General features: G+C 68.3%; 19 protein-coding genes and 1 pseudogene. 10 read left to right on the top strand and 10 right to left on the bottom strand.

Translation table 11 applies throughout. The features are described from left to right. Nucleotides 1–75: 75 nt before the first annotated feature. Complete coding sequence (gene sucD / locus H7K45_RS01835; RefSeq protein WP_263994012.1) at nt 76–978, bottom strand: succinate--CoA ligase subunit alpha; 903 nt, start codon at nt 976–978, stop codon at nt 76–78. A gap of 11 nt (nt 979–989) precedes the next feature. Next, complete coding sequence (sucC, locus tag H7K45_RS01830; protein WP_263994010.1) at nt 990–2,153, bottom strand: ADP-forming succinate--CoA ligase subunit beta; 1,164 nt, start codon at nt 2,151–2,153, stop codon at nt 990–992. 273 nt (nt 2,154–2,426) lie between these two features. Here sucC and H7K45_RS01825 point away from each other — a divergent pair, with 273 nt between their 5' ends. The 7 genes from H7K45_RS01825 (at nt 2,427) to H7K45_RS01795 (ending at nt 8,739) form a co-directional block, all read left to right on the top strand. Next, entirely contained in the window at nt 2,427–3,476 is a 1,050-nt protein-coding gene (locus H7K45_RS01825; RefSeq protein WP_372512486.1) for a M23 family metallopeptidase, read from the top strand. Between the two features lie 3 nt (nt 3,477–3,479). Beyond that, nucleotides 3,480–4,070: a hypothetical protein gene (locus H7K45_RS01820; RefSeq protein WP_263994009.1), complete on the top strand. Its 591-nt coding sequence runs from the start codon at nt 3,480–3,482 to the stop codon at nt 4,068–4,070. Between the two features lie 135 nt (nt 4,071–4,205). Continuing rightward, nucleotides 4,206–5,165, top strand: a complete 960-nt coding sequence (locus H7K45_RS01815; protein WP_263994008.1) for an ABC transporter substrate-binding protein — start codon at nt 4,206–4,208, stop codon at nt 5,163–5,165. After that, nucleotides 5,144–6,022, top strand: coding sequence for an ABC transporter permease (locus H7K45_RS01810; protein ID WP_372512485.1), 879 nt, complete (start codon nt 5,144–5,146; stop codon nt 6,020–6,022). Before H7K45_RS01815 ends, H7K45_RS01810 begins: the two co-directional genes overlap by 22 nt. Continuing rightward, on the top strand, nt 6,019–6,756 hold the full coding sequence (locus H7K45_RS01805) for an ABC transporter ATP-binding protein (protein WP_263994006.1): 738 nt from the start codon (nt 6,019–6,021) through the stop codon (nt 6,754–6,756). The genes H7K45_RS01810 and H7K45_RS01805 overlap by 4 nt, the downstream gene beginning before the upstream one ends. Continuing rightward, on the top strand, nt 6,740–8,338 hold the full coding sequence (locus H7K45_RS01800) for an FAD-dependent oxidoreductase (RefSeq protein WP_263994005.1): 1,599 nt from the start codon (nt 6,740–6,742) through the stop codon (nt 8,336–8,338). The genes H7K45_RS01805 and H7K45_RS01800 overlap by 17 nt, the downstream gene beginning before the upstream one ends. Then, entirely contained in the window at nt 8,335–8,739 is a 405-nt protein-coding gene (locus H7K45_RS01795) for a 4Fe-4S dicluster domain-containing protein (RefSeq protein ID WP_263994004.1), read from the top strand. The genes H7K45_RS01800 and H7K45_RS01795 overlap by 4 nt, the downstream gene beginning before the upstream one ends. On the opposite strand, the gene pcrA is transcribed toward H7K45_RS01795, so the two are convergent. Beyond that, nucleotides 8,736–11,054, bottom strand: a complete 2,319-nt coding sequence (gene pcrA / locus H7K45_RS01790) for a DNA helicase PcrA (protein ID WP_263994002.1) — start codon at nt 11,052–11,054, stop codon at nt 8,736–8,738. The genes H7K45_RS01795 and pcrA overlap by 4 nt on opposite strands. A gap of 217 nt (nt 11,055–11,271) precedes the next feature. Here pcrA and H7K45_RS01785 point away from each other — a divergent pair, with 217 nt between their 5' ends. After that, on the top strand, nt 11,272–11,577 hold the full coding sequence (locus tag H7K45_RS01785; protein WP_263994001.1) for a chorismate mutase: 306 nt from the start codon (nt 11,272–11,274) through the stop codon (nt 11,575–11,577). Here H7K45_RS01785 and H7K45_RS01780 read toward each other — a convergent pair. Then, nucleotides 11,574–13,022: an NAD-dependent succinate-semialdehyde dehydrogenase gene (locus H7K45_RS01780; protein ID WP_263994243.1), complete on the bottom strand. Its 1,449-nt coding sequence runs from the start codon at nt 13,020–13,022 to the stop codon at nt 11,574–11,576. The genes H7K45_RS01785 and H7K45_RS01780 overlap by 4 nt on opposite strands. Before the next feature lie 61 nt (nt 13,023–13,083). On the opposite strand from H7K45_RS01780, the gene pgi reads away from it, so the two are divergent. Both pgi and H7K45_RS01770 read left to right on the top strand, forming a co-directional pair. Continuing rightward, nucleotides 13,084–14,751, top strand: a complete 1,668-nt coding sequence (gene pgi, locus H7K45_RS01775) for a glucose-6-phosphate isomerase (protein WP_263993999.1) — start codon at nt 13,084–13,086, stop codon at nt 14,749–14,751. A gap of 81 nt (nt 14,752–14,832) precedes the next feature. After that, nucleotides 14,833–15,474 (top strand): RNA polymerase sigma factor, encoded by a 642-nt coding sequence (locus H7K45_RS01770; RefSeq protein WP_263993997.1) that lies wholly within the window; start codon nt 14,833–14,835, stop codon nt 15,472–15,474. Here the strand turns inward: H7K45_RS01770 and H7K45_RS01765 are convergent. The 6 genes and pseudogenes from H7K45_RS01765 to H7K45_RS01740 all read right to left on the bottom strand — a co-directional run bounded on the left by H7K45_RS01765 (nt 15,431) and on the right by H7K45_RS01740 (nt 20,820). Then, nucleotides 15,431–16,180, bottom strand: coding sequence for an SDR family oxidoreductase (locus H7K45_RS01765; protein WP_263993996.1), 750 nt, complete (start codon nt 16,178–16,180; stop codon nt 15,431–15,433). The two genes, H7K45_RS01770 and H7K45_RS01765, sit on opposite strands and share 44 nt — an antisense overlap. 31 nt (nt 16,181–16,211) lie before the next feature. After that, nucleotides 16,212–16,685 (bottom strand): zinc finger domain-containing protein, encoded by a 474-nt coding sequence (locus H7K45_RS01760; RefSeq protein WP_263994242.1) that lies wholly within the window; start codon nt 16,683–16,685, stop codon nt 16,212–16,214. Between the two features lie 162 nt (nt 16,686–16,847). Next, nucleotides 16,848–17,078 (bottom strand): annotated as a pseudogene (locus H7K45_RS01755) (DNA-formamidopyrimidine glycosylase family protein); the annotation flags it as partial. A 9-nt stretch (nt 17,079–17,087) separates the two neighbouring features. Then, nucleotides 17,088–19,256 (bottom strand): xanthine dehydrogenase family protein molybdopterin-binding subunit, encoded by a 2,169-nt coding sequence (locus H7K45_RS01750; protein WP_372512484.1) that lies wholly within the window; start codon nt 19,254–19,256, stop codon nt 17,088–17,090. Then, on the bottom strand, nt 19,253–20,230 hold the full coding sequence (locus tag H7K45_RS01745) for an FAD binding domain-containing protein (protein WP_263994241.1): 978 nt from the start codon (nt 20,228–20,230) through the stop codon (nt 19,253–19,255). The genes H7K45_RS01750 and H7K45_RS01745 overlap by 4 nt, the downstream gene beginning before the upstream one ends. Before the next feature lie 5 nt (nt 20,231–20,235). Then, nucleotides 20,236–20,820 (bottom strand): (2Fe-2S)-binding protein, encoded by a 585-nt coding sequence (locus H7K45_RS01740; protein WP_263993993.1) that lies wholly within the window; start codon nt 20,818–20,820, stop codon nt 20,236–20,238. Nucleotides 20,821–20,856: the final 36 nt, after the last annotated feature.

The following is a 20,856-nucleotide window of genomic DNA, read 5'->3' as shown; positions in this document are numbered from 1 at the left end:
AACCCCCCAAACGAAAGTGCGGCCAGATCGTGAATCCCGACGGATTCGCGATCTGGCCGCACACTCGACGATTCGTTACAGGCTTTCGAAGATCTCCCGGGCCAGCTTGGCGGTCTCGGACGGCGTCTTGCCGACCTTGACGCCGGCAGCCTCCAGAGCCACCTTCTTGCCGTCGGCGGTACCGGCACCGTCGGACACGATGGCGCCGGCGTGGCCCATCGTCTTGCCCTCGGGTGCGGTGAAGCCGGCGACGTAGCCGACGACCGGCTTCGTGACATTGGCCTTGATGTAGTCGGCGGCCTTCTCCTCGGCGTCGCCGCCGATTTCGCCGATCATCACGATGACCTTGGTCTCGGGATCCTTTTCGAACGCCTCGATGGCGTCGATGTGGGTGGTGCCGATGACCGGGTCGCCACCGATGCCGATGGCCGTCGAGAAGCCGAGATCACGCAGTTCGTACATCATCTGGTAGGTCAGCGTGCCCGACTTCGACACCAGGCCAATCGGGCCCTTGCCGGTGATGTTGTTGGGCGTGATGCCGACCAGCGACTCACCGGGTGTGATGATGCCGGGACAGTTCGGGCCGATGATTCGGGTCTTTTCACCCTTCTCGACGTTGTAGGCCCACGCAAAGGCGCTGTCCTGCACCGGGATTCCCTCGGTGATGACGACGAGCAATGGGATCTCGGCGTCGATGGCCTCGATGATGGCGTCCTTGGAGAACGCGGGCGGGACGAAGGCGATCGACACGTCGGCGCCTGTCTCCTTGATGGCCTCGGCCACCGAACCGAAGACCGGGAGACTGATTGCCGCACCATCTTTGTCCACGTGCTCAACGGTGGTTCCGGCCTTGCGCGCATTCACGCCACCGACGACCTGCGTGCCTGCCTTGAGCATCAGCGCGGTGTGCTTGGTGCCCTCGCCGCCGGTGATGCCCTGGACGATGACCTTGCTGTCCTTGTTCAAAAAGATCGACATTCGAGTGCCCCTTACTTGTTGGCCAGCTCGGCGGCCTTGTCGGCACCGGCGTCCATGGTCTCGGCCTGGATGACCAGGGGGTGGTTGGCCTCGTCGAGAATGCGGCGTCCCTCTTCGACGTTGTTGCCGTCGAGGCGGACGATCAGCGGCTTGTTGGCGCTGTCGCCAAGCTTCTTCAGCGCGCCGACGATGCCGTTGGCCACCGCGTCACAGGCGGTGATGCCGCCGAACACGTTGACGAAGACGCTCTTGACCTGCTCGTCGCCCAGGATGACGTCGAGGCCGTTGGCCATCACCTCGGCCGAGGCGCCACCGCCGATGTCGAGGAAGTTGGCGGGCTTCACGCCGCCGTGCTTCTCCCCGGCGTAGGCGACCACGTCGAGGGTGGACATCACCAGACCCGCACCGTTGCCGATGATGCCGACCGCGCCGTCGAGCTTGACGTAGTTGAGGTCGTTCTCCTTGGCCTTCAGCTCGAGGGGATCGGTGGCGTCCTTGTCCTCGAACTCCTCGTGCCCGGGCTGACGGAAGTCGGCGTTGGCGTCGAGGGTGACCTTGCCGTCGAGGGCGAGGATCTGGTCGTCGGGGGTGCGGACGAGCGGGTTCACCTCGACCAGGGTCGCGTCCTCGCCGATGAACACCTCCCACAGCTTCTGGATGGTCACCGCGGCGGCGTCGAGCACCTCGGCGGGCAGGTGGCCCTGCTCGGCGATCGAGCGCGCGAAGGCCAGGTCGACACCCTTGACGGCGTCCACGGGGACCTTGGCGAGGCGCTCGGGCTTGGTGGCGGCGACCTCTTCGATCTCCATGCCGCCCTCGACCGAGCACATGGCCAGGTAGGTCCGGTTGGAGCGGTCCAGCAGGAAGGAGATGTAGTACTCCTCGGCGATGTCGGAGGCCTCGGCGACGAGCAACTTCTTCACGACGTGGCCCTTGATGTCCAGGCCGAGGATGTTCTGCGCGTGGGTGAGGGCGTCCTCGGGCGTGGCTGCGTACTTGACGCCGCCGGCCTTACCGCGACCGCCCACCTTGACCTGGGCCTTCACCATGACGGGCTTGCCGATTTCCTCGGCGATGGCCTTGGCGTCCTCCGCCGAGTCGGTCACCCGTCCGGGGGTGGTGGGAACGTTGTGCTTGGCGAACAATTCCTTCGCCTGGTATTCGAATAGATCCATGCGTTTCCCCGGATCTCCCTAGTCTGTCTGCGTTGACTGATTGGTTGTTTCTCTACGTTTCGGCCAGAATGGCTCGGGAGGAACTTTATCCACACACCCCAATGTGATCCGCACCGCCCACCTTTCATGTGGTACATCTCACCGGCCGCCTTGTAGTGATACAAGTCACAATATTCGGCGGAATATGGCCACGGGTTGCCACCAACATTGGAATTTGGTTAACGTGCCTCTGGTCTGAGTAACGGAACGGTCACGGCGCGAAGGACATCTAGGTTGGCTGAGCAAGGTTCATCACGGGCATCTCGTGAAACCTCGACGACCCACTTCGACGCCACCACCACCGACATCATCCCGTTCAACGAGTTCGGTGATCTCGACGAGCTGGACTTCAGCAACACCGCGGCCTTCGACCGCGAATCGCTCGTCATCCGCGCCCCCGAGCTCGACGACCTGCACGACACCGACGACCTGACGCCGCTGCGTCTGGCCGTCCCCGCGCAGTTCCGGCCGACCGCGCAGGCCCAGCCCCGCTCGCGCCACGCGTACCGCGACAGCTACACCGACGTCAGCGACGGCCTTGCAGACACCGACGTCATCGACATGTCGTTCCGCCGTGGCCTACATCGCAAGGTCGGCGACGACCACGTCAAGGCCCGCCTGGTGGCCGCGGCCATGGCCGTCGGCGCCACTGCAGCCGCCGCCTACTCGGTCGTCAACGCCTCCGACAAGGCACCCGTCGACCAGATGGTCGCGGCCGGACCGAACGCCTTCGTCGACGGCGCCGCCATCTCCGGATCCTCCGACGGCATGCAGATCGTCACGGTTGCCCCGGTGGCCAGCGAGTCCGTACACAGCCAGGAGCTCGCCAACGGCGCCGCGTTCGCCGCCGAGCGCGCCGAACGCGAAGCCCGGCTCTCCCGGCCGATGTACGTCATGCCCACCCGTGGGGTGTGGACCTCCGGCTTCGGTTACCGCTGGGGTGTCCTGCACGCCGGCATCGACATCGCGAACTCCATCGGCACTCCGATCTACGCCGTCGCCGACGGTGTGGTCACCGACGCCGGGCTCACCGCCGGCTACGGCGCCTGGGTGAAGATCCGCCACGCCGACGGCACCGTCACCCTGTACGGCCACGTCAACACCTGGCTCGTCACCCCCGGCGAACGCGTCATGGCGGGCGACCAGATCGCGACGATCGGCAACCGCGGCCAGTCCACCGGCCCGCACTGCCACTTCTCGGTCTTGAAGAACGGCACCGACTTCATCGACCCGGTGCCGTGGCTCGCCGCCAAGGGCTTGAGCCCCGGTAACTACGTCGGCTGACCGGTGACGTCCGACGGACCCCCGTCCGAGGAAACCCGCATCATCCGTCGGCAGCCCGAAGCAGGCGCGCCACCGACGTCCAACTTCGCGGAGCAACAGACCGGCATCATCCGCCGCCACCCCACCGGCGCGTTTCCCGCCACACCCGAACCGCAGACCAGCTTCATCCCGCAGGCCGTCCCCGTGCCGTCGGTCGCACCGCCGCAGGCACCTCGGCAGCAGGCCAGCCGTCGGAGCCCGCTCGCCGCGTCAGCCACTGCCACCGTCAGCATCATCAGTGGCTGGGCCACGGCCGTCATCGCCACGTCCCTCATCAGCGGGTGGTGGGGAACCGACGAATTGTTCTGCATCGCAATAGGTTTCCTCACCGCGGTGTCTGCCGCGGCCACCATCGGCGGCCTGATCTCGCTGCTGCTGAGACAACGCATCGGCCGGTTGCTCATCGTCGTCGGTTCGATCGTCGCGCTGATGATCTTTGCCGGCCTCTTCGTCGCCGGCGCCGACCTGCCTCGACTGGTCTACGGCATTCCGATCCTGCCGGTGGCTGCCATCACCTTGGCGCTGCTCCCGGCTACCGGCCGCTGGTGCGACTGAGCCAGGGCGACTAGCTCGTCGGATCGACCGTGGAGCGTTCCGGTCAACACGAGCGTAAGGATCGACCCCCACCTGTGAATCGGCTGTAGTGAAGGTTCTGGTCTGTCACGAATCCGATCCGGAGGCTTCACTCCAATGTTCAGGCGAATTCTGCATGTCTTGACCGTCGCCGCGCTGACCACGACGGCGGTCGCCTGCAGCGGCGGCCCCGCCGACTCCGGCGGTTACACCCTCCGGATCGGGGCGACGTCGGTGACGGGAACGCCTGCGGGATCGCTGGGGTGGGGCGACCGTCAGGGCATCCTGAACAGGGAGTTGAAGGCCGCCGGGGTCGACAAGATCGAGTACTCGTTCTTCCAGTCCGGCGGGGACGCGGTCTCGGCGCTCATCGCGGGCGCGGTCGACGTCGCCGCCGTGGGCGACAACCCCGCCCTGCGGGCGCGCAGCCGCGACCCGAAAGTGGTCCTCCTGTCGTTTGATTCGGTCAACAGCGACATGCAGCTCGTCGGAGCCCGCGGAGGGCCCACCACCATCGAGGGACTCGTCGGCAAGAACGTGACCGCCCCGCAAGGCACGATCCGTGACCGGGCCGCCCGCCAGCTCATCGAAGCGGCCGGCCTCACCGGCAAGATCGAGGTCAAGGACGTGCCCACCCCCGAGTCCATCGCCGGGCTGAGCTCGGGCCAGATCGACGCCACGGTGCTCAGCGGCGCCAGTTCGGTGGATCTGCAGAACAAGGGCTACCCCATCATCGACAGCCTGTCGCGACACGGCATGGGCAGCACCGGAACCAACGTCGCCCTGACCTCATTCACCGAGGCCCACCCCGACTTCCGTGCCGCATGGCAGCGGGCGGTCACCGCGGTCAACGCCGACATCCAAGAGAACTTCGACGACTACCTGCACTGGGTCGCCGATACCGACGGCACCAAATTCGAGGACGTCAAGAAGTCCACCCAGGCCGACGAATTCAACACCGAGCCGTTCCCCCAGATCGGCGTCAAGCAGCTGCAGGACGCCTACGACTTCCTCGAGGCCGACGGCTCGCTGGCCAATCAGTACTCCGTCACCGAGTGGATCGGCGCCACGAAGTGACCACCGCCGCGGTCCCGGCGGCGACCACTCGGCCGGCACCCGACCTGATCGAGGTCGTCGCCGAACACCGCACCAGGCGCGGACTTTGGGCGCGTACCCCCCGCGCGGTACGCCGCATGGCGGGCCCCGTCGCCCTCCTAGCCGCATGGGCCGTCGGGGCGGCGACCGGGTGGCTCGACCCCGATCTGTTCCCGCCGCCCGCGCAGGTCGCCGCCACCGCGTGGCGGCTGCTCGACGACGGTCAACTGGCCACCCACATCGGAGCGTCGGCGACGCGCGTCCTGACCGGCACCGTCCTCGGCATCCTCATCGGATCGGCACTCGCGGTGCTCGCGGGGCTGACTCGAACGGGCGAGGATCTCCTCGACTGGACCATGCAGGTCTTCAAGGCCGTGCCCAACTTCGCGCTCACCCCCTTGCTGATCATCTGGATGGGCATCGGTGAGGGGCCCAAGATCGTGCTGATCACCACGGGTGTGGCCATTGCGATCTACATCAACACCTACGCCGGAATCCGAGGTGTGGACCGTCAACTGGTCGAGATGGCCCAGACCCTGAAGGCGCGGCGCAGCACGCTCATCACCCAGGTCATCCTGCCGGGGGCGATGCCGAACTTCCTGGTGGGGTTGCGGCTGGGGCTGTCGAGCGCCTGGCTCAGCCTGATCTTCGCCGAGATGATCAACACCACCAAGGGCATTGGCTACCTGATGTCTCGCGCGCAGACCAATCTGCAGTTCGACGTCTCGCTGCTCGTCATCGTCATCTACGCCGTCGCCGGATTGCTGTCGTATGCGTTGGTTCGGCTGCTGGAGCGACTGTTGCTGTCCTGGCGCAACGGTTTCGACGGCGTCTCGTGACGCAGACGGTCGTCACGATCCGAGCGCTGCGCCGCAACTTCGGGTCTCAGCAGGTGCTCGACGACTTCGAACTCGACATCGCCGACGGCGAATTCGTGGCGATGCTGGGCCGGTCGGGTTCGGGCAAGAGCACACTGCTGCGCGCCGTCGCCGGACTCGACGAGCAGGTCACCGGCTCGGTCGTCGCACCCCGCTCCCGCGCCGTCGTCTTCCAGAGCCCCCGGTTGCTGCCGTGGCGGCGCGCCCTGGCCAACGTCACCTTCGCCCTGGCCGACGGCGGACCCGATGCGGCCGACCGGGACGCGCGCGGCCGTGCCGCGCTCGCCGAGGTCGGCCTGGCCGACAAGGCCCGGTCGTGGCCGCTGATGCTCTCCGGTGGTGAGGCGCAACGTGTTTCGCTGGCCAGAGCCCTGGTTCGCGAACCCGACCTGCTCTTGCTCGACGAGCCGTTCGGCGCGCTCGACGCCCTGACCCGCCTGAAGATGTACCGCCTGCTGCACGACCTGTGGTCGCGCAGGCACATGGCCGTCCTGCACGTCACCCACGACGTCGACGAGGCGATCCTGCTCGCGGACCGCGTGGTGGTGCTCTCCGAAGGCCGGGTGTCCCTCGACCGGCGGGTGAACCTGCCCTTTCCCCGCAGCAGGGGGGACGACGGTTTCGACGACCTGCGCCGCACCCTCCTCGCCGAACTGGGGGTCCACGAAGAGGTCGGGCATGAGCAGCCCTCCTGACGCCGACGAGCTGACCACCGACGTCCTGGTGATCGGGGGTGGCCCCGCGGCCACCTGGGCGGCCATCTCCGCCGCCGAGGCGGGAGTCCGAGTCGCATTGGTGGACAAGGGTTTCTGCGGTACCACCGGCGCCACGGCATCCGGTGGCAACAACCTGTGGCTGATTCCGCCAGGACCGCGCCGCGAGCAGTCGATGCGCGAGTCCGAGCTGGCGGCAGGCGGACTCACCGACGCCGACTGGATGTCGCGGGTCTTGGCCACCTCGTGGGATCGGGTGGAACTGCTGGCCCGGTGGGGGTATCCGTTTCCGTCGGCACCCGACGGTCAGCCGCTGCGCAGCAGCCTGCAGGGCCCGGAGTACATGCGGCGCATGCGCCGCAAGGCCCACCGCAGCGGGGTCCGCATCTTCGACCACCACCCGGCTCTGGAACTCTGCGCCGACGCGGACGGAGTCGTCGACGGGGCCCGGGGCATCGCCCGGCAGGACGACGGACGGCCGTGGCGGATCCACGCCGGAGCCGTGGTGCTGGCCACCGGCGGCACCGCCTTCATGTCCGGCACCTTCGGCACGAACGTCGACACCGGTGACGGGCTGTTGATGGCCGCCGAGCTCGGCGCCAGCCTGTCCGGCATGGAGTTCTCCGGCGCCTACGCCCTGGCTCCGGAGTGGGGCGTGCACACCAAGGGACGAATGTTGCAGTGGGGCAGCTTCTACGACGAGCACGGCCAACCGCTGCCGACCCAGCTGGGGCTGGGTGGCCGACAGGACGCTCAGCGCGCCCTGGCGCGCGGCGAGCGGGTCTTCGCCCGACTGGACCGGGCCCCCGCCGACATTCGCCAGACGATGCGCGACGCCCAGCCGAACTACTTCCTTCCGCTGGACAAGGCGGGCGTCGACCCGTTCACGATGGCCTACCCGATCCGCATGATCCACGAGGGGTCCGTTCGCGGGACGGGCGGTCTGCGACTGACCGGACCCGATTGTGCGACAACGGTTCCCGGCCTGTTCGCCGCCGGTGACGCGGCGACGCGCGAATTGATCACCGGGTCGGTCAGTGGTGGCGGCAGTCGCAACGGGTCGTGGGCGATCGCCTCGGGCACGTTCGCCGGTCGCGGGGCCGCGGAGTTCGGCCGTGGACGGGTCACGTCGGCGAGGCGGGACACCGGCCATGGGGGCGTCCGGACCGGTGGCGTCGACGCACCGACAGTCGACGAGGTCGTGCGCGCCACCCAATCCCACGTGCTGCCGCCGTCGCGCAGCTACCTGAAGTCGGCGTCTCGCCTGGCCGAGTCAGCCGCGGCGCTGGAATCCCTGTGGCGCGACGTCTCCGAAGGTCTGGCCCCCGTGCCGCGCCGGGCGTCGTACAAACCGCGCGAGGCGATCGCCATGGTCGCCGCCGCACGCTGGACGACCGCGGCGTCACTGGCCCGCGCCGAGAGTCGCGGCCTGCATCGTCGGGAGGACGTCCCCGCCCGGGACCACCGGTTCGACCATCGGATCCTGGTGGGCGGCCTGGACACCGTGTGGACCTCACCCGACCCGGTGCTGCCCCGGTTCGTCTCCGCCGAGCCCGCCGCATGATCGAGATCGTCAGCGCCGCAGCGTGCATCGCCTGCGACCTCTGCGTGAAGGTCTGCCCGACCGACGTCTTCGACCGCGGCACCGACGGAGTGCCGGTGATCGCCCGGCAGTCCGACTGTCAGACGTGCTTCATGTGTGAGGCCTACTGTCCGACCGACGCGTTGTACGTCGCACCCACGTCGACCCCGGTGGGACCCGACAGCCCGCATGCCGACGAGGACGCCGTGGCCCGACAAGGCCTCTTTGGCGGCTACCGCGCGATGCTCGGCTGGGGCCGGGGCCGCACCCTTGGGGCGCGCCTCGACCAGAACCCCGTCCTCGGTGCGGTGCCACCGCTGGCCGAGCCGCGGCTACCCGCACCCGCCGAGCTCGCCGACGGGCCGTGGCACCACCCGACTTAGAGCTTCTGGATGGGTGCGTGGTTGTGCATCAGCTTGACCCGGCCTGCGCTGCCGAAGTCGATGAGCGACATCGCGGATTCGCCCATGCCCGACACCTCCTCGACTCTGCCGAGGCCGTACTTGTCGTGCGTGACGCGATCGCCGGGCTCCAGCGTGATCGCCGGCCGGTTGCGCGCCGCGGAGGTGCGGGCCGGTGAGGGTCTCGGCGCGCCGAAGCGACCCGCCCCGCTGACGGGAGCGCTGAACGACGACTGTGGCGCCTCCACCCGTCGCCAGTCGATGAGCTCCTGCGGAATCTCCCGCAGGAAGCGGGATTCGGGGTTGAGCATCGGCTGACCCCACGACGAGCGCACCTTCGCCCGACTCAGATACAGCCGTTGCCGGGCGCGGGTGATGCCGACGTAGGCCAGGCGGCGCTCCTCGGACAGTTCGAGGGGGTCGCCGAGGGCACGCATGTGGGGGAACATGCCGTCCTCCCAGCCGGTCACGAAGACCATCGGAAACTCCAGGCCCTTGGCGGTGTGCAAGGTCATCATCGTCACCACACCCGACCCGTTGTCGGGGATGCCGTCGGCGTCGGCGACCAGCGAGACCCGTTCCAGGAACTGGGCCAGCACCCCGGTGTCGGGGACGTCCTCGTCGACCGGCTCGCCCTCCTCTTCGCGAAGGGCGGCGGCATTCGCCAGGTCGATGCTGAATTCGTGTGCGACGCTGACGAGTTCGTTGAGGTTGTCGAGCCGGGCCTGATCCTGCGGGTCGTTCGACGCCTCCAGTTCGCGGCGGTACCCCGTGCGTTCCAGCACGGCCTCGACGAGGTTGCCCAGCTCGTCGCCCAGCAGTCCGCGCAGTTCGTCGAGCAAGGCGACGAAGGCGGCGATAGCCTTCTCCGAGCGCGTGTTGAGCATCGGCACCCGCCCCTCGGCGGCGGCCTGCAGGCTGTCGTTGAACGAGCCGCCGGTGTTCTCGGCGTGCACCGCGACGCAGGCCTCGGCACGGTCGCCGATGCCGCGGCGGGGGGTGTTCAGGATTCGCCGCATGCTGACGGTGTCACCGGGGTTGTCGAGCACCCGAAGGTAGGCGACGATGTCGCGAATCTCCTTGCGCTCGTAGAAGCGCACCCCGCCGACGACCTTGTAGGGAATGCCCGCGCGGATGAAGACGTCCTCGACGGCGCGTGAGGAGTTGTTGGTGCGGTAGAACACGGCGACGTCGGAGTAGTTCACGTCCCCGCGGGAGGTGAGCGCGTCGACCTCCTCGGCGATGAACCGCGCCTCGTCGTGTTCGTTGTCGGCGACGTAGCCGACGATCAGCTCGCCCTCCCCGGCGTCGGTCCACAGCCGCTTCTCCCGGCGCCCCGAGTTGCGGGAGATGACGGAGTTCGCTGCGGACAGGATGTTCTGCGTCGACCGGTAGTTCTGCTCGAGCAGGATCGTCGTCGCGTTGGGGTAGTCGCGTTCGAAGTCCTCGATGTTGCGGATGGTGGCACCGCGGAAGGCGTAGATCGACTGGTCGGCGTCACCGACGACGCACAGCTCGGCCGGCGGCACGCCGTCGGCGCCCTCTTCCAGATCGTGGCCCACCAACTCGCGCACCAATGCGTACTGGGCGTGGTTGGTGTCCTGGTACTCGTCGACCAGGATGTGCCGGAACCGCCGGCGGTAGTACTGCGCGATCTGGGGGAACGCCTGGAGCACGGCGACCGTCTCACCGATCAGGTCGTCGAAGTCCAGCGCGTTCGCCGCCCGCAGCCGCCGCTGGTACTCGGCGTAGGCCTGGGCGACGATGCGGGCAAGGTCGTCCTCGCCCTCCGACGCCTCGAAGGCCGCCTTGTCGGGATCGATCAGCTCGTTCTTCAGGTTGGAGATCGACGTGGCCAGCAGCCGCGGCGAGTACCGCTTGGTGTCCAGGCCCATGTCCTTGCCGATCATCATGAGCAACCGGCGAGAGTCGTCGGAGTCGTAGATCGAGAAGTTCGAGTTGAGCCCTGGCAGCAGCGACGCCTGGTTGCGCAGGATCCGCACGCAGGTGGAGTGGAAGGTGGAGACCCACATCGATCTGGCCCGCGGCCCGACGAGCTCGACCACCCGCTCCCGCATCTCGGCGGCGGCCTTGTTGGTGAAGGTGATGGCCAGCACCTGCCCCACCCCGACGTCACGGGCGGCCAGCAGGTAGGCGATGCGGCGCGTGAGCACCGCCGTCTTACCCGACCCGGCACCCGCGACGATCAGCAGTGGCGTGCCCTCGTGCAGCACGGCCTTGCGCTGCTGGGGGTTGAGCCCGTCCAGCAGCTGATCCGTCTCAGTGGCGATCGTCATGTCGGAGATCAACTTACCGCTGACGGCGGACACCCGGGGTCGAGGCTTTGCGCGGACGCGGCCGATGGTGGCACACTCGTGAGGTGCTCGATGTGCAGGGACGATTTACCTACGGATACCGGCTGCCGGTGTCCGTGGTCTAGCTGCTTGCCCTTCAGCCCCGCGGTCCGCGTCCGGATCCGGGGCTCTTTCTCTTTCGCGTGAGGCCCGTATTCGGATGAGACCAGAACCCACCCGAGAAGACGATGCGGAGTCAGACATGAGTCTCGAGACCGAACCCACGCCCAACATCGACGAGCTGCGCCTGGAGATCGACCGGCTGGACGCCGAGATCCTGGCCGCCGTCCAGCGCCGCGCCGAGGTGTCGCAGACGATCGGCAAGGCCAGGATGGCCTCCGGCGGAACTCGCCTGGTGCACAGCCGCGAGATGAAGGTCATCGAGCGCTACAGCGTGCTGGGCGCCGAGGGCAAGGATCTCGCCATGATCCTGTTGCGCCTCGGCCGCGGCCGCCTCGGTTACTAGTTCGTCAGGGCGATGTACTTGGTCTCGAGGTACTCCTCGATGCCCTCGGAGCCGCCCTCACGACCGAAGCCGGATTCCTTCACGCCGCCGAACGGCGCCGCCGGATCGGAGATCACCCCGCGGTTGACGCCGACCATGCCTGCCTCGATGGCCTCCGCCGCGCGCAGCGCCCGGTCCAGCGACTGGGTGTAGATGTAGGCCGCGAGCCCGTACTGCGTCGCGTTGGCCGCGGCAATGCCCTCTTCCTCGGTGTCGAACCCGATCACGGGGGCGACGGGACCGAACACCTCCTCCTTGAAGATCCGCGCCTCGGCGGGCACGCCGTCGAGCACGGTCGCGGGGTAGAAGTGGCCGGGCCCCTCGGGCTTGACACCGCCCACGGCGACGGTGGCGCCCTTGGAGACCGCGTCCGACACCAGGTCTTCGACGGTGGCGATCTGCTTGGCACTGATCAGCGGTCCCAGGGTCGACGACTCGTCGAGCCCGTTGCCGAGCCTGAACTCGCTCATCCTCGTGACCAGCTTCTCGGTGAACTCGGCGCGCACCGCGTTGGCCACGTGGAACCGGTTTGACGCCGTGCAGGCCTCGCCTCCGTTGCGCATCTTGGCCAGCAGCGCGCCCTCGACCGCCGCGTCGACGTCCGCGTCGTCGAACACCACGAACGGCGCGTTGCCACCGAGTTCCATCGACAGCCGCAGCAGCTTGTCCGCGCTCTGCTTGACCAGTGCCTTGCCCACGCCCGTCGACCCGGTGAAGGTCAGCTTGCGCAACCGGCCGTCGTCGATCAGCGCCGTGGTGAGGTCACCCGGCTTGCTGGTCGGCAGGATCGACAGCACGCCCTTGGGCAGTCCCGCGTCGTCCATCAGCTTGGCCAGCAGCAGCATCGTGAGCGGCGTCTCCTGCGCGGGCTTGACGATCATCGTGCAGCCCGCCGCCACGGCGGGACCGATCTTGCGAGTTGCCATGGCCAGGGGGAAGTTCCACGGCGTGATCGCAAGACACGGCCCGACGGGGTACTTGGTGACGATGATGCGGCCGGTGCCCGCCGGAGCCTTGGTGTAGCGGCCGCCGATGCGCACCGCCTCCTCGGAGAACCAGCGGAAGAACTCGCTGCCGTACTTCACCTCGCCCATGCTCTCGGAGAAGACCTTGCCCATCTCCAGGGTCATCAGGGTCGCGAACTCCTCCGCGCGGGCGGTGATCGCCTCGAACACCGCGCGCAGGATCTCACCGCGCTCCCGCGGCGCCGTGGCGGCCCACTCGCCCTGGACCGCAGCGGCCGCGTCCAACGCCGCGATGCCGTCCTCCGGCGTGGCGTCACCGATCGCGGCCAACACCTCGTCGGTCGCGGGGTTGAGCACGTCGAAGGTCGACGACGCCGCCCGTTCCTCACCGCCGATCCACAGACCGGTGGGGACGGTGGAGAGCAGAGCCTTTGGATCGATGCGGGAGTCCATGCATCCATCATTTACCCCCTCGCAAGCGACGTCGCATTAGGGTCGAGATATGTCTTCCGATGAGATTTCGATCCCCGACATCACCTCGACCCCGGCCTGGAATGCACTGCTGCGCCACCGTGACGAGATCGGCGGCACGCATCTGCGGGAGTTCTTCGCCGAGGACCCCGCCCGCGGTCGCGAGTTGACGCTCACCGTCGGCGATCTCTACGTCGACTACAGCAAGCACCGGGTGACGCGGGAGACGCTGAAGCTGCTCGTCGACCTGGCCAAGGCCGCCGATCTCGAGGGCAAGCGCGACGCCATGTTCGCCGGCGCGCACATCAACACCTCCGAGGACCGCGCGGTGCTGCACACCGCCCTGCGGTTGCCGAGGGACGCCGAGCTGACCGTCGACGGACAGGACGTCGTCGCCGACGTGCACGAGGTGCTCGACGCCATGGGCGACTTCACCGACAAGATCCGCAGCGGCGAGTGGACGGGCGCCACGGGCGAACGGATCACCACCGTGGTCAACATCGGCATCGGTGGCTCGGACCTGGGCCCGGTGATGGTGGACCAGGCGTTGCGCCACTACGCCGACGCCGGCGTCTCGGCCCGCTTCGTGTCCAACGTCGACCCTGCGGACCTCGTCGCCAAACTCGACGGGCTCGATCCTGCGTCGACGCTGTTCATCGTTGCGTCCAAGACGTTCTCGACGTTGGAGACGCTCACCAATGCGACCGCGGCCCGCCGCTGGCTGACCGACGCGCTGGGCCAGGACGCGGTGTCCAAGCACTTCGTCGCGGTCTCCACCAACGAGAAGCTGGTCGACGAGTTCGGCATCGACACCGCCAACATGTTCGGGTTCTGGGACTGGGTCGGCGGCCGCTACTCGGTGGACTCCGCGATCGGCCTGTCGGTGATGGCGGTGATCGGCAAGGAACGGTTCGCCGAGTTCCTCGCCGGCTTCCACGTCGTCGACGAGCACTTTCGCTCCACGCCGCTGGAGGCCAATGCGCCTGTGCTGCTTGGTCTCATCGGCCTCTGGTACAACGACTTCTTCGACGCCCAGGCCCGGGCGGTCCTGCCCTACTCCAACGACATGGCCCGCTTCCCGGCGTACCTTCAGCAGTTGACGATGGAGTCCAACGGCAAGTCCGTGCGGGCCGACGGCACCCCCGTCACCACCTCGACCGGTGAAATCTATTGGGGCGAGCCGGGAACCAACGGGCAGCACGCGTTCTACCAACTGCTACACCAGGGCACCCGGTTGATCCCGGCCGACTTCATCGGGTTCTCCCAGCCCACCGACGACCTGCCCACCCGGGACGGCACCGGCAGCATGCACGACCTGCTGATGAGCAACTTCTTCGCCCAGACCAAGGTGCTGGCATTCGGCAAGACTGCTGAGGAGATCGCAGCGGAGGGGACGAAGCCCGAGGTGGTGCCCCACAAGGTGATGCCCGGCAACCGGCCGAGCACCTCGATCCTGGCCACCAAGCTCACGCCGTCGGTGGTCGGACAACTGGTCGCGCTCTACGAGCATCAGGTGTTCACCGAGGGCGTCATCTGGGGCATCGACTCCTTCGACCAGTGGGGCGTGGAACTCGGTAAGACACAAGCCAATTCGCTGCTCCCGGTGCTCACCGAGGAGGAGGCGCCCGCCGAGCAGTCCGACAGCTCGACCGACGCCTTGGTCCGGCACTACCGGGCCGAGCGGGGCAGGTCTGCCTAGCCGCTAGCCCGCCGGCGATCTCCAGCTCGTCTCCACGAGATCTTCAAGCAGTCGAGGCCGCCCCCGACGAGCATCGACGTCGTGACCAACGAAACGACGGACCGCAGCACCAACCTCATTCGCCTCTCGGGTGACTTCGAGCAGGACGTTCTGCCGTTCCGTGCCCAGTTGTACCGGTTTGCGTTGAGCCGCACCAAGAACACCGCGGATGCCGAGGACCTGCTGCAGGACACTCTGCTGGCCGCGTTCAAGGCCTACGACGACCTGCAGCCCGACTCGCATCTGAAGTCGTGGCTGATGACGATCATGCGGAACACGTGGATCGACCGTCACCGGATGGCGACGCGCCGCCCGGTGCAAACCCACCTCGACGAGGTGACCGAGTCGACCGCACCCGCGTTGCACGACGAGCGCTCGGCCGAGAGGTGCCTGCTCGACGACGACTTCGACCCCGACGTGGTCGCCGCGATGGGCTCGCTGTCCGAGACGATGCGCGAGACGGTGTTCCTGGTGGCCGTGATGGGGCTGGACAGTCAGGACGCCGCGCGCGTGCTGGGGGTGTCACCGGGAACGGTGTTGACCAGGATGCATCGGTCGCGGCACGCGCTACGCAAGCACTTGGCGAGCCGAGGGCCCGAATCGCGCGTCGACGCGACCGGGGCGGGCCGGGCGCGGTCGGTCAGGCGAAGTACTTGGTCAGCCTCGGCGGCAACACCTTCATGACCTCGACCAGCGGCCACCACGGCCAGCCGGGGACGACGGCGCGTCCCTTCTCCTTTTCGATGGCGTCGACCATGGCCTTGACCCCGGTCTCGTTGTCGACCATCAGCGTCGTGGTCTTCGACTTGGCCGTCATCTCCGACTCGATGTAGCCGGGCTCGAGCACGGTGACCTTGATCGGACCCGACGGGTATTCCGCGCGCAGGGACTCGCCAAGGGAGCTCACCCCGGCCTTGCTGGCGGCGTAGGCCGCCTTGACGCCCGGCACGCCCTTGTTGCCGAGCACCGAGGACACCAGCACCAGGTGTCCCCCGCCTGCGTCGATGAACATCTCCAGCGCCGTCTCGATTTGCACCAGTGCCGCAACGAGATTCGTCTCGATGGTGGCCTTGTTGGCCCACAGCTTGCCGCGTCCGAGCGGGTGTCCCTTGCCGATGCCCGCGTTGACGACGACGCAGTCGAGTCCACCCAGCGCGTCGCCCAGTTCGGCGAACACCTTGGGCACGGCGTCGTGGTCGTCGACGTCGAGGGCGGCGACGGCAACGGTGATGCCGGGATGCCGGGCGGTCAGTTCGGCCTTCAGCTCCTCGAGGTTGTCCGTGCGACGCGCACACAGCGCGAGATCGCGGCCCTTCGCGGCGAACTGGCGGGCCATTCCCGCCCCCAGGCCCGAACTGGCACCGGTGATGAGGATCTTCTGGCGAGTCATCCGGGCAGCCTAGTCAACCGGCCTGCCGGTCCTACTTCAGCAACTTGGACATGCGCCGGTCGGCCAGGATCTTGCCGCCGGTCTGACACGTCGGGCAATACTGGAACGACTTGTCGGTGAACGACACCTCGCGCACGGTGTCCCCGCAAATGGGGCACGGCATACCGGTCCGCGCGTGCACCCGCAGCCCAGAGCGCTTCTCGCCCTTCAGCGTCGCCGCACCTTGGCCCACCGATCGGGTCACGGCGTCCTGCAGCACCGAGATCATTGCGTCGTAGAGGTGCCCGAGCTGGGGCTCGCTAAGCCTGCTCGAGGTGGCGAACGGGGAGATCTTGGCGACGTGCAGGATCTCGTCGCTGTAGGCGTTGCCGATGCCGGCGATGGTCCGCTGATCGGTGATGACGGTCTTGATGCGGCCGCTGGTGCCCTTGAGGATGCCGGTCAGGCCGTCGAGGGTCAGCGACAGCGCGTCGGGCCCAAGACTCGCGATCTGCGGCACCTTCATCGGGTCGTCGACGAGCCACACGGCGAGGCGCTTCTGGGTGCCTGCCTCGGTCAGGTCGAAGCCCGCTCCCTCCCCCGGGGTGCCCAGGTGCACGCGCAGCGCGATGGGGCTCTTGCCGCCGGGTCGCAGCGGAACTCCGGAGAGCTTGTCCGACCAGCGCAGCCAGCCCGCCCGCGACAGGTGGGTGATCAAGTGGAGGTCGCCGGCCTGCAGACCGAGGTACTTGCCCCACCGATTGGCGCCGGTGACCGTCAGTCCATGCAGCGCGGTCGGCGGCGGGTCGAAGGTCTTGAGCGCCGAGAGGGCCGCGACGTCGACGCGTCCCACCGTCAGGCCCACCGCGTGGCGGCGCAGGTGGTCGGCGAGGGCTTCTACCTCGGGTAGTTCGGGCACGTTTCCAGGCTAGAGCAGATTCTCCAACCGGATGGGCAGGTCCGTGACCCGCTTGCCGGTGGCGTTGAAGACGGCGTTGGCGATGGCCGCCGGTACCCCCACGATGACGACCTCGCCGAGGCCCTTGACGCCGATGGGATTGGCGACGTCGTCCCGCGCCGCCAGAAACGTGGCGTCCAGCGCGGGCACGTCGGCGTTCACCGGCACCAGGTAGTCCGACATGTTGGCGTTGACGACGCGTCCGTCGCGGTGGTCGAGTTCGGTGGCCTCCAGCAGGGCCATGCCGATGCCGCCGACCATGCCGCCGATGGCTTGGCTGTGCGCCAGCCTGGGGTTGACCACTCGACCGGCGTCGTACCAGGCGTTGACCCGGCGGATGCGGACGGTGCCCAGCGAATCGTCCACGGCCACTTCGGCGAACACCGCGCCGTAGGCGTACATCGAGAAGCGTTCGTCGGCGGTGTCGGGTGTCCAGGTGCCGCGGCTGTCCACGCTGGGCCAGCCACGCCGGGCCAGGAGATCCCGGTAACCCTCGCCGCGCGACGGGTCCTTGGCGACGAACATGCGCCCGTCGACGACCGTGACGTCCTCGGGACGCACCCCGTTCAGCGGTGACCCGGGATCCACCACGGCGAGCCGGATCACCTTGTCCCGCAGCGTGTTGGCCACGGTGAACACCGCCGACCCGACGCTGGCCATCGTCCGCGAACCCGAATGCGACGGCGCTGCGGGATAGGTGCTGTCGCCGAGCGCGAAGCGGACACGTGCGATCGGCAGACCCAACGCGTCGGCGGCCACCTGCGACATCGAGGTGTACGTGCCAGGCCCCATGTCGCTGGTGGCGGTCTGCACGTCGGCGGTGCCGTCGGCGTTGATTCGCGCCAGCGCGTCGGACTCGCTGCGGCTCGTGTGGTATCCCGCCGCGGCCACGCCCATGCCGATGAGCTCGGAACCCTCGCGAACCGCGCGCGGCACAAGATTGCGCCGCGCCCAACCGAATTCGCCCGCGCCCCGCTGCAGGCACTCGGTCAGCCGACGGGTGGAGAACGGCAGACCGTCGGTCTGGTCGCGGTCGGGTTCGTTGCGCATCCGCAGTTCGACGGGGTCGACGGCGAGGGTGTTCGCGAGGTCGTCGATCGCCGACTCCAGCGCGAACGTCCCGGTCACCGCCCCCGGCCCGCGCATGTAGGTCGGCTGGTTGACGTCCATGGGCACCACCCGATAGGTGGAGCGCATGTTCGGGCTGGTGTACATGAACTTCGGCGATGCCGTCAGGCCGTCTTCGTAGGAGGCGTAGCGCGCCGTCTCCGTGCGACCCTCGTGGACGATGGCACCGATGCGACCGGACCGGTCCGCGCCGATCGCCATCCGCTGCCTGCTGGTCGGCCGGTAGCCGATGCCGGCGTAGGTCTGCTGCCGGGTCAGGACGAGCTTGACGGGTCTGCCGACCTGGCGGGCGGCAAACGAGGCCAGGAGTTGATGCGGCCACGTCTGGCCGGCGCTGCCGAACGCACCGCCGACGAACGGCGAGATGACGCGTACGTGGTCGACGGGCACGCCATGCGCCTTGGCGTGGGCCTCTTGGGCGCCGACGATGGACTGCACCTTGTCCCACACCGTCAACCTGTCGCCGTCCCACTTGGCGACCGTGGCAGGCAACTCCATCGGATTGTGGTTGTTGCGGGCGATGGCGTATTGCCGGTCGGTCACGACGGCGCTGGCACGCAGCGCGGACTCCGGCTCACCGCGGACGTAGTCGGCCTGTCTCTCCCCAGGCTCCGGAATCGCCTGCGGCGCATCGATGTCGGTGTTCGACGCACTTGGCGAGTACCGGACCGTGACGAGGGCGGCCGCGTGCGTGGCGGCCTCGAGACTCTCGGCGACGACGACGGCGACGGGCTGGCCGAAGAAGGCGACCCGCCGGATGTCGTAGGGCAGCGCAACGGCACCGAAGTCGACCAGGACGCGCGTGACGCCGGGTGATCGCGAGGCCTCCCCCGCGTCGATCCCCTGCACCGCACCCGCCGAGACGGTGCTGCAGACCAGGACGGCGTGCAGGAAGTCCGGGACCGGGTTGTCGGCGGCGTAGTGCGCCGCTCCCGTCACCTTGAGAGGTCCGTCCACCCGCGTCAGTGGCGCGCCGACGACGGCTTCTGGCATGCGCTGGGGGTACGTCACGGCAGGCCTGCCACGGTGGCGAGCTGACGTTCGACCACCCGTTTCACCAGATCCACCTTGAAACCGTTGTCCGACAAGGGTTTCGCACCGTCGGCGGCACGGGCGGCGGCGTCCCGCCAGAGACCGGGCGACACCGGTCGACCGACCAGTGCCTGCTCGACCGCCGGGAGCCGCCACGGCACGGTGGCCACGCCTCCCACGGCGACCTTCGCGGCCCGCACGGTGCCGCCCGCGACGTCGAGCGCGACGGCCGCCGAGGTGACGGCGAACTCGTAGGACTGCCGGTCGCGAACCTTGAGATATCCCGAGCGGCTGGTCGCGGGTCCGGTGGGCACCTCGACCGCCACGATGAGCTCGCCTGGCCGTAGGTCGTGTTCCCGATCCGGCGTGTTGCCTGGTTGCCGGAAGAAGTCGGCGACGGCGATGCGTCGGTCCCCGCTCGCGTCGCGGGTCACGACGACCGCGTCGAGGGCAGCCAGCGCGACCGCGAGGTCCGACGGGTGGGTGGCCACGCACTGGTCGCTGGTGCCCAGGATGGCGTGGTTGCGGTTGACCCCGGCGATCGCCGCGCAGCCCGCCCCTGGCGTGCGTCGGTTGCAGTTGGCCGTCACGTCGCGGAAGTAGAGGCACCGCGGGCGTTGCATCAGGTTGCCGCCGATGGAGGCCATGTTGCGCAGTTGCGCCGACGCGCTGAGCTCCAGGGCCTCGGCGATCACCGGGAATTGGCGGCGCACCCGGTCGTCGGCGGCCAGGTCGGCCATCCGCACCAGCGAGCCCACGCGCAGGGTGCGATCGTCGAGGTCGACGTTGCGATAGGGCAGCGCGTTGACGTCGACGACCGCCCCGGGTCGCTCGACGGTGACCCTCATGAGGTCGACGAGGGTGGTCCCGCCGGCGATGTATCGCGCGCCCGAGCGGCCGGCCGCCAGCGCCGAGGACTCGTCGACGGCCTTGGTGAAGGTGAAGGGGAACACCGGTGTCAGGTGTTCTTGGCGGCGGTCGCGACGGCGGTGACGATGTTGGTGTACGCCCCGCATCGACATATGTTGCCGCTCATCCACTCCCGGATCTCGGCGTCGGAACCGGTGTGCCCCTCGTCGATGCAGCCAAGGCCGGACATGATCTGGCCGGAGGTGCAGTAGCCGCACTGGAACGCGTCACAGTCGACGAAGGCCTGCTGAAGCGGGTGCAGGCGCCCGTCGTGTGCGACGCCTTCGATGGTCTGCACGTCGGCGCCGTCGTGCATCACGGCCAGCGTGAGGCACGAGTTGACCCTCTTGCCGTCGAGCAACACGGTGCACGCACCGCAGGCGCCTTGGTCGCACCCCTTCTTGGTGCCGGTGAGTCCGACTCGTTCCCTCAGCATGTCGAGCAACGAGGTTCGCGCGTCGACGTCGACGGCCTTGTCCTCGCCGTTGACGCGCAGCGACACCGTCATGGTCTGTTGCCCGGCGGGCGGGGTGTCGTCGGTGCCACAGCCACTCAGCGCCGTGGCAGCCGCAGCGGCACCGCCGAGTGTGATGGAGGCACCCACGAAGGTGCGCCGGTTGATCTCGGGAGCCACCGAGCCGAGCGTACGCCGTGATCTTGTCCGGTGACG

Origin of the sequence: Mycobacterium yunnanensis, assembly GCF_025823185.1 — a bacterium.
GTDB classification, from domain to species: Bacteria; Actinomycetota; Actinomycetes; order Mycobacteriales; family Mycobacteriaceae; genus Mycobacterium; species Mycobacterium yunnanensis.
This window is presented reverse-complemented; position numbering and strand designations above follow the sequence as displayed.